An 8107-nucleotide genomic window follows, 5' to 3' on the forward strand; every position below is an offset into this window, starting at 1 on the left:
CGTCGCCCGCGACGGTCAGCGGCTGCCGGCGATAATCGATGCGCTCGCCTTTGCCGCTCCCGGCCTTCCGGTTCTGGAACTGCCTGCCTGGGACTGCCTGCCTTACGATCGTGTCTCGCCGGGCGCGGATGCCGCCGCGCGGCGGCTCGACGCGCTCTCCGCCATCATTGCGCTGGCGAAAAAGCCGCACCGCGCGGTGATCCTCACGACGGCCAATGCGCTCTTGCAGCGCATTCCGCCGGCCGAACTGATCGAGGCGCAGACCTTCCATGCCAAGCCCGGCAACCAGATCGACATGAACGTGCTGATCGCGCGGCTGGAGAATTCCGGTTTCGAGCGCGTGCCGACCGTGCGCGACGTCGGCGAGTTCGCGGTGCGCGGCGGCATTCTCGACCTCTTCGCGCCCGGCTGGAGCGAGGCGCTGAGGCTCGACTTCTTCGGCGACACGCTGGAATCGATCCGCGTCTTCGACGTGGCGACCCAGCGCACGACCGGCCAGCGCAAGTCGATGGCGTTGCAGGCGATGAGCGAGGTGGCGTTGACGCCGGAAACGATCAGCCGCTTCCGCCGCTCCTATATCGAAGCCTTCGGTGCGCCGTCGCGCGACGATGCGCTTTATGCAGCCGTCAGCGAAGGACGGCGCTTTGCCGGCATGGAGCACTGGCTGCCCTTCTTCTACGAGCGGCTGGAGACGGTGTTCGACTATCTGCCGGACGCGCCTGTCATCTTCGATCATCTCGCGCATGAGGCGCTGGCCGAGCGCCATACGCTGATCCTCGATCACTATGAGGCGCGGCGGAAGCAGGCTGACGGCGCGCTGAAGGATGCTGTGCCCTATAAGCCGGTGGCACCGGATCTGCTCTATCTCTCGCCGGAAAATCTCAAAGCCTCGCTCGGACCGCGCGAGGACATTGATTTCACGGTCTTCGACGCACCCGATGTCGGCGGCAAGAAGGTCTTCCATGCGGGCTCGCGGCAAGGCCGCAGCTTCGCCGAGGAGCGCGCCGACCCGAACAGCAATGTCTTCGACGTGGTGGTGAAGCATATTGCCGACGAGCGCGCCGCGCGCCGCCGCGTCATCGTCGCCGGCTGGACCGAGGGCTCGCTCGACCGCCTCGGCCAGATCCTCGCCGAGCATCATCTCGGCAACCTGAAACCGGTGGCGACTCTTTCCGAGGTCGAAAAGCTCGAGCCGGGGCAGGCCGGTCTTGCCGTGCTGCCGCTCGAATCCGGCTTCGAGACCGACGGCATGGTCGTCGTCGCCGAACAGGACATTCTAGGCGACAGGCTGATCCGCCGCTCCAAGCGCAAAAAGCGTGCCTCCGACTTCATCGCCGAAGCGTCGTCGCTGTCATCCGGCGACATCGTCGTTCACGCGGACCACGGCATCGGCCGTTTCGTCGGTCTGCGCACCATCGAAGCGGTCGGCGCACCGCATGACTGCCTCGAAATCCACTATGCCGGCGACGACCGGCTGTTCCTGCCGGTCGAAAACATCGAGCTCCTGTCGCGCTACGGTTCGGATTCGGCGGAAGCGCCGCTCGACAAGCTCGGCGGCGGCGCCTGGCAGGCGCGCAAGGCGCGGCTGAAGAAGCGGCTGCTCGACATGGCCGGGCAATTGATCCGCATCGCCGCCGAGCGGCAGATGCGCGCAGCACCCGCCATGATTCCGGCCGACGGCCTTTATGGCGAGTTCGCGGCGCGCTTTCCCTATGAAGAAACCGACGACCAGCAGACGGCGATCGATTCCGTCATGGACGATCTCGGCGCCGGCAAGCCGATGGATCGGCTGGTTTGCGGCGACGTCGGCTTCGGCAAGACGGAAGTGGCGCTGCGCGCCGCCTTCATCGCGGCGATGGAAGGGTTCCAGGTCGCCGTCGTGGTGCCGACGACGCTGCTGTCGCGGCAGCACTTCAAGACCTTCTCGCAACGCTTTTCCGGCCTGCCGATCCGCGTCGCGCAGGCATCGCGCCTGGTCGGCTCCAAGGAACTGGCCGAGACCAAGAAGGGCGTCGCCGACGGCACGGTCGACATCGTCGTCGGCACGCACGCGCTGCTCGGTAGCTCGATCTCCTTCAAAAATCTCGGCCTGCTGATCATCGACGAGGAGCAGCATTTCGGCGTCAAGCACAAGGAGCGGCTGAAGGAGCTCAAGAACGACGTGCATGTGCTGACACTTTCGGCGACGCCGATTCCGCGCACGCTCCAGTTGGCGCTGACCGGTGTTCGCGAGCTGTCGCTGATCGCCACCCCTCCGGTCGACCGCATGGCGGTGCGCACTTTCATCTCGCCCTTCGATCCGCTGGTCATCCGCGAGACGCTGCTGCGCGAGCGCTACCGCGGCGGCCATTCCTTCTATGTCGTGCCGCGTATCAGCGATCTTGCCGAAATCCATGATTTCCTGAGAGAATCCGTGCCGGAGCTGAAAGTAGCGGTCGCCCACGGCCAGATGCCGGCTGGTGAACTCGACGACATCATGAACGCCTTCTATGACGGCCAGTACGACGTGCTTCTGTCGACGACCATCGTCGAATCCGGCCTCGACATTCCGACCGCCAACACGCTGATCATCCACCGAGCCGATATGTTCGGTCTGGCCCAACTCTATCAGTTGCGCGGCCGCGTCGGCCGGTCGAAGGTGCGAGCCTATGCGCTGTTCACGCTGCCGGCCAACCGCAAGCTCACCGATACGGCCGAGCGCAGGCTCAAGGTGCTGCAGTCGCTCGATACGCTCGGCGCTGGTTTCCAACTTGCCAGCCACGACCTCGATATCCGCGGCGCAGGCAATCTCCTCGGCGAGGAACAATCCGGCCACATCAAGGAGGTCGGTTTCGAGCTCTACCAGCAGATGCTGGAGGAAGCGGTGGCCGAAGTGAAGGATTCCGGCGAAGTGCTGGATGGCGGCTGGTCGCCGCAGATCGCGGTGGGCACCGCGGTGATGATCCCGGAGAGCTATGTGCCGGACCTGCAGCTCAAGATGGCGCTCTACCGCCGCCTTGGCGACTTGGAGACCACCGAGGAGATCGACGGCTTCGGCGCCGAGCTGATCGACCGCTTCGGGCCGCTGCCGGAAGAAGTGACGCATCTGTTGAAGATCGTCTTCATCAAGGCGCTTTGCCGCAAGGCCAATGTCGAGAAGCTCGATGCCGGCCCCAAGGGCGTCGTCATCCACTTCCGCAAGCGCGAATTCCCCAATCCGGTCGGACTGGTCAAATTCATCGGCGAGCAGGGCTCGCTGGCCAAGATCAGGGCCGACCACAGCGTCGTCTTCATGCGTGACTGGCCGAATGCCGAGAAGCGGCTGGCCGGCTCGGCTGTTGTCATGACTCAATTGGCGCGGCTGGTCGACAAAGCTGCCTGACGCCTTCACACCGGCATCCGAGCAGTTCAAGGCATTCGCCACTGCTGAAATTCCCGGCTAGAATAGAAAATCGGCTTCGTGTAAGGAGCCGCGACCTCTGATTGGGGTGGGAATGGCGGGCGAGACCGCTCGCCAGTTTGTTTTGACGCAATTCCGGACGTAAACCGTTCACAGTTTTCCTGGAATTGCTCTGAAGAGTTTTGGGTGCAGCGATGACAAAATGGTCGCCGAATTCGTGGAGAGCAAAGCCGATCAAGCAGGTTCCGGCCTATCCGGACCTTGCGGCGCTGGAGGCCACGGAAGCCCGGCTCACCACCTATCCGCCGCTGGTGTTTGCCGGTGAAGCGCGCAAGCTGAAGAAGCAACTGGCGGCGGTCGCCGCCGGCGAGGCCTTCCTGCTCCAGGGCGGCGACTGCGCCGAGAGCTTTGCCGAGCATGGCGCCGACAACATCCGCGACTTCTTTCGCGTCTTCCTGCAGATGTCGGTGGTGCTCACCTTCGCCGGCGCGCAGCCGGTGGTGAAGGTCGGCCGCGTCGCCGGCCAGTTCGCCAAGCCGCGCTCCTCCGACAGCGAGACCAAGGCCGGCGTGACGCTGCCGAGCTATCGCGGCGACATCATCAACGGCATCGAGTTCGACGCCGCGTCGCGCATCCCGGATCCCGCAAGGCAGGAGATGGCGTATCGCCAGTCGGCGGCGACCCTCAATCTCCTGCGCGCCTTCGCGCAAGGCGGCTATGCCAGCCTGGAGAACGTGCATCGCTGGATGCTGGGCTTCGTTGCCGACAGCCCGCAGGGCGAGAAATACGAATCGCTCGCCAACCGCATCACCGAGACGATGGATTTCATGCGCGCGGTGGGCATCACGTCGGAAACCAATTTCGCGCTGCGCGAGACCGATTTCTACACCAGCCATGAGGCGCTGCTGCTCGGCTACGAGGAGGCGCTGACCCGCGTCGATTCGACTTCCGGCGATTGGTACGCGACTTCGGGCCATATGATCTGGATCGGCGACCGCACCCGCCAGCCCGACCATGCGCATGTCGAATATTGCCGCGGCATCGAGAATCCGCTCGGCCTGAAATGCGGTCCGTCGCTGACGCCGGACGGCCTGCTGGAGCTTATCGACCTGCTCAACCCCGAGAATGAGCCCGGACGGCTGACGCTCATCGCGCGGTTCGGCTCCGACAAGGTCGCCGAGCATCTGCCGAAGCTGGTGCGGGCGGTGAAGAAGGAGGGCCGCAACGTGGTGTGGTCTTCCGACCCGATGCATGGCAACACGATCGAGGCGGCCGGCTACAAGACGCGGCCGTTCGACCGTATCCTGAAGGAAGTGCAGACCTTCTTCGAGGTGCACCGCGCCGAAGGCACGCATCCGGGCGGCATCCATGTCGAGATGACCGGCAAGAACGTCACCGAGTGCACCGGCGGCGCCCGGGCCATCACGGCGGAAGACCTGCAGGACCGCTATCACACCCATTGCGATCCGCGCCTCAATGCCGACCAGGCGATCGAACTGGCCTTCCTGGTCTCGGATCTGCTCAAGAAAAGCCATACGATCCAGCACAAGCAAGCCGCCAACGCCTAAGCCGCTTGCCAGCGATCGAACCGGGGCGTCGGACAAAGTCCGACGCCCTTTTCGTTTGGGCCGATCCTGCGAGGCGCCGGCCGCCGAAACCTTACGAAAATTTATAGTTACGCGACCATCGCAAGACCAAGATTGAGGTGGAGGTGTCGCCCGCGGTCGAAAACCGCGCACACGACACAGGTCCCCCCATGCGCCACGAGCATGCCATCGTTCATCACCGCCGATCGACTTCTGGTCGGCGCGGGCGGCGGTGCTTGTCGTCATCTGCCTGCAGCTTCTGGTCATCAACGACCTGTCCTTCGGTCCGCGCTGGCTCGCGCCCGCGATCGAGGCGGCGCTGCTCGTGCCTTTGTCGATCGCAACGGCCTGGACGCAAATGGCGACTCAGAAGGCCGTCGATCACGAGCATTGGTATGCGATCAGCCGGTTTCGCGTCTTCATCCGCCGTACCGCCTTGGTCATGACCGGCGTCATCAGCATCATGAATTGCGGCTCGCTGGTCTTTCTGGTCCAGAAGCTGCTGGCAGGCCATGCCGGCGCCGGCACGACGCTGCTTGTCGACGCGCTCAACATCTGGGTCACCAACGTCATCGTCTTCGCGCTGTGGTTCTGGAGCACCGACCGCGGCGGCCCGCCGACCTGCGGCCTGGTCAAGCGCGCGCATGCCGATTTCCTGTTCCCGCAGATGACGCTGTCCGATCGCGAGATCCGCGACTGGCTGCCCGGCTTTGTCGATTACGTGTTCCTGGCCTTCACCAATGCGACGGCGTTCTCGCCGACCGACACATTGCCGCTCACTCAGCGCGCCAAGCTCCTGATGATGGCCGAGGCAATGATCTCGCTGCTGACGATCGCGCTGGTCGCCGCGCGTGCGGTCAACATTCTGGCTTAACTAGCGCCCGCGCTCCCAGCGCATATTCGCCAGCCTCGGATCGACGAAGCCCGTCCTTGCGAATTCCAGCCGCCTGTCTGGAAATTCGCAGATTGCCTGGACCCCGAACGAGCCGATGCGGATGCGCCAGGTATGAGGCTCCAGCGGCTTGGCCTTGGCAAAACCGCTGCACGTCAAGAGCGCGATGTTGGCGCCCTTCGGATCGCGCGCCGAGCGGTAGCGGATAGCCTGCATCCCCGCCTCGCGCGCCACGTCGGCGATGGCCTGGCAGGCGGCATAGTCAGTCGGATCCGTCCAAGCCTTCTCGTCGCGGTCGAGCGGCGGCCGCGTGAGGTCGACGGCCTTCTCGCATTTGATCGCCGCGGCAAAGGCGGTATATTCGGCCGCGTCGTTCGGCCATTGCGTCTGCGGTGATTCCGCAAAGAACAGCAAGCGGTAGAAGGCCATTTCCGCCACTGCCGTCAGCACCGTCTCGGCGGCGTAGTAGACGCCCTTGGTCTTGCCGGCGCGGCGGAAGCGCGAGCCGTACGGATAAATCGAGCCGTAGCGGAAGGGCGTCGCCAGAAGATAGTGAAGATGGCGGCATTCCAGCGGGATCCGCGGCTTGCTTTCCTCGATGAGGTCTTCGAGCAGGCCCTGCTCGTCGAGCCTGTCGACGAGCTTCAGGGTCGAGACGCGATGCTGCGCCTCGACCATCCGCCAATATTTGCCTTCGAGCCTGACGGCCTCAGACGAGAGCGCGTCGGGAATCCAGGTAGGCAATGACATCGACAAGTCCGGCAATGGTCAGGATTTTTTCGAGCGGCGTGCCGTCGAGCGCCGTGTTCGGGTTCTTCAGCCATGCCCGGGCGACCGTCTCGTCGCCGCCGACGATGGCGTCGAGCGAGCGGAACAGCCGCACGAACAGCACCGCAAGCTCGAACGGCTTGGTGCCGCGCTCGAGCAGGAATTCCTGCTTGCGCATCCGCGAGACCGTCGCCTCGGAGACGCCGATGACCAGAGCAAGCGTTCGCGCCGTGATCTCGAGCAGGTCGGCCGCGCGCAGCGTGGCCTTGGTGATGACGGCATTTTCTGCCGCCGTCGCGGCAGCGACTGGACGTTGCATGAGCGCACCTTTCATTTCCGTGGAAAATATAGTCCACAGAAATTCATTTGGAAAGGGCTTTCAAAGTGCACTCAGTCCTTCTTGTAGAGCAGCCAGCCCTTGCCGGCACGGCCGGCCATTGTGGAATGCCTGGTGACGCGGTTGCGGCCGCCGATCTTGGAGCGATAGAGCGCGCGGTCGGCCTTGGTGTAAAGGTCTTCGGGGGTGTCGGCCTCGGAAGCCATGCAAATGCCCATCGAGACAGTCACCGTGCCATAGTTCATCCCGGTCTGGCTGCTGGTGAACGGCGTCTGTTCGATCAGCACGCGGATGCGCTCGGCGATTTCATAGGTGGTATCCTCGCTGGCGCCTTCGACGATCAGCGCGAACTCCTCGCCGCCGGTGCGCGCCACGAACATGTCGGCGCGGATGCTGGACTGGAAGATGTCGGCGATGATCTGGATGATCCTGTCGCCGACCGGATGGCCGTAACGGTCGTTGATGTCCTTGAAGCGATCGATGTCGGCAAGGATGAGCGCGTTGAAGAGGATACCGCGGTTGCTGTTGTAGATGCGCGTGATTTCCTTGTCGAAGGCGCGGCGATTCCAGATCTGCGTCAGCGGATCGGTATTGGCGAGCCGCTTGTATTCCTCCAACTTCGATTTGACGCTCTCGAGCTCGGCCGTCTTTTCGCTGAGCGTGCTCGCGATCTGGCGGTTGTGATCCAGCGTCGAACTGGTGGCGGCAGACATCGCGCCGGCGATCTTTTGCAGCAGATCCTGGGAAAGCAGGCTGCGATTGCTCAGGCCGCTCGACGTCTCGTCGAGGATGCGGCCGTACTTTTCGATATGGCTGCGCTCGCTGCGCAGCAGCGCGGCGACGTCCTCAAGCTCCTTGGCGACCACCTCGCGGGCGTGTTCGACGATCGCAGGCCCGTGGTGCTGCGGGAAGAAGGTGCGTCCGATGCGATCGAGATCCTCTTGCGTCGGCCGATTGCTCAACGAGACGACAGCGAGGCTGAGCTCGTGATTGCTGCCGCTCAGCGCTTCATAAAAGATTTCGTAGTTGCGCGGCAGGCCGAGCAGGCCGAGCTGGCGCATGGTCGCCACAACGGTGCTGGCGATGTCGCCATTTCTGTCGCTCGGGACGGCTGCCGGCTGCATAGTCTGTTCACTACCCCCTTC

General features: G+C 63.9%; 5 protein-coding genes and 1 pseudogene. 3 read left to right on the forward strand and 3 right to left on the reverse strand.

Going from position 1 to position 8107, the window contains the following annotated elements; translation table 11 throughout:
- The 3 genes and pseudogenes from mfd to EOA32_RS29550 all read left to right on the forward strand — a co-directional run.
- A partial coding sequence (gene mfd / locus EOA32_RS29540; protein WP_128373604.1) for a transcription-repair coupling factor occupies nt 1-3361 on the forward strand: 3361 nt, incomplete at its 5' end.
- Between the two features lie 212 nt (nt 3362-3573).
- The gene (locus tag EOA32_RS29545; RefSeq protein ID WP_067328161.1) at nt 3574-4947 is read left to right on the forward strand and encodes a 3-deoxy-7-phosphoheptulonate synthase class II; all 1374 of its coding nucleotides are present in this window, start codon (nt 3574-3576) and stop codon (nt 4945-4947) included.
- A 188-nt stretch (nt 4948-5135) separates the two neighbouring features.
- Nucleotides 5136-5839, forward strand: a pseudogene (locus EOA32_RS29550) (hypothetical protein).
- On the opposite strand, the gene EOA32_RS29555 reads toward EOA32_RS29550, so the two are convergent.
- The 3 genes from EOA32_RS29555 to EOA32_RS29565 form a co-directional block, all read right to left on the reverse strand.
- Complete coding sequence (locus EOA32_RS29555) at nt 5840-6607, reverse strand: RES family NAD+ phosphorylase (protein ID WP_128373605.1); 768 nt, start codon at nt 6605-6607, stop codon at nt 5840-5842. It lies immediately after the preceding pseudogene.
- Nucleotides 6567-6944: an antitoxin Xre/MbcA/ParS toxin-binding domain-containing protein gene (locus EOA32_RS29560; protein WP_095780666.1), complete on the reverse strand. Its 378-nt coding sequence runs from the start codon at nt 6942-6944 to the stop codon at nt 6567-6569. The genes EOA32_RS29555 and EOA32_RS29560 overlap by 41 nt, the downstream gene beginning before the upstream one ends.
- Before the next feature lie 71 nt (nt 6945-7015).
- A complete protein-coding gene (locus EOA32_RS29565; RefSeq protein ID WP_067328165.1) occupies nt 7016-8086 on the reverse strand; it encodes a diguanylate cyclase in 1071 nt (356 codons plus the stop codon).
- Nucleotides 8087-8107: the final 21 nt, after the last annotated feature.

This window comes from Mesorhizobium sp. M1A.F.Ca.ET.072.01.1.1 (assembly GCF_004023325.1).
In the GTDB taxonomy this organism is placed as follows: domain Bacteria; phylum Pseudomonadota; class Alphaproteobacteria; order Rhizobiales; family Rhizobiaceae; genus Mesorhizobium.

Excerpts from the sequence above, each read along its gene's own strand:
- EOA32_RS29545 (WP_067328161.1), top strand. The coding sequence starts at position 3,574 with ATGACAAAATGGTCGCCGAATTCGTGGAGAGCAAAGCCGATCAAGCAG.
- EOA32_RS29555 (WP_128373605.1), bottom strand. The coding sequence starts at position 6,607 with ATGTCATTGCCTACCTGGATTCCCGACGCGCTCTCGTCTGAGGCCGTC.
- EOA32_RS29560 (WP_095780666.1), bottom strand. The coding sequence starts at position 6,944 with ATGCAACGTCCAGTCGCTGCCGCGACGGCGGCAGAAAATGCCGTCATC.
- EOA32_RS29565 (WP_067328165.1), bottom strand. The coding sequence starts at position 8,086 with ATGCAGCCGGCAGCCGTCCCGAGCGACAGAAATGGCGACATCGCCAGC.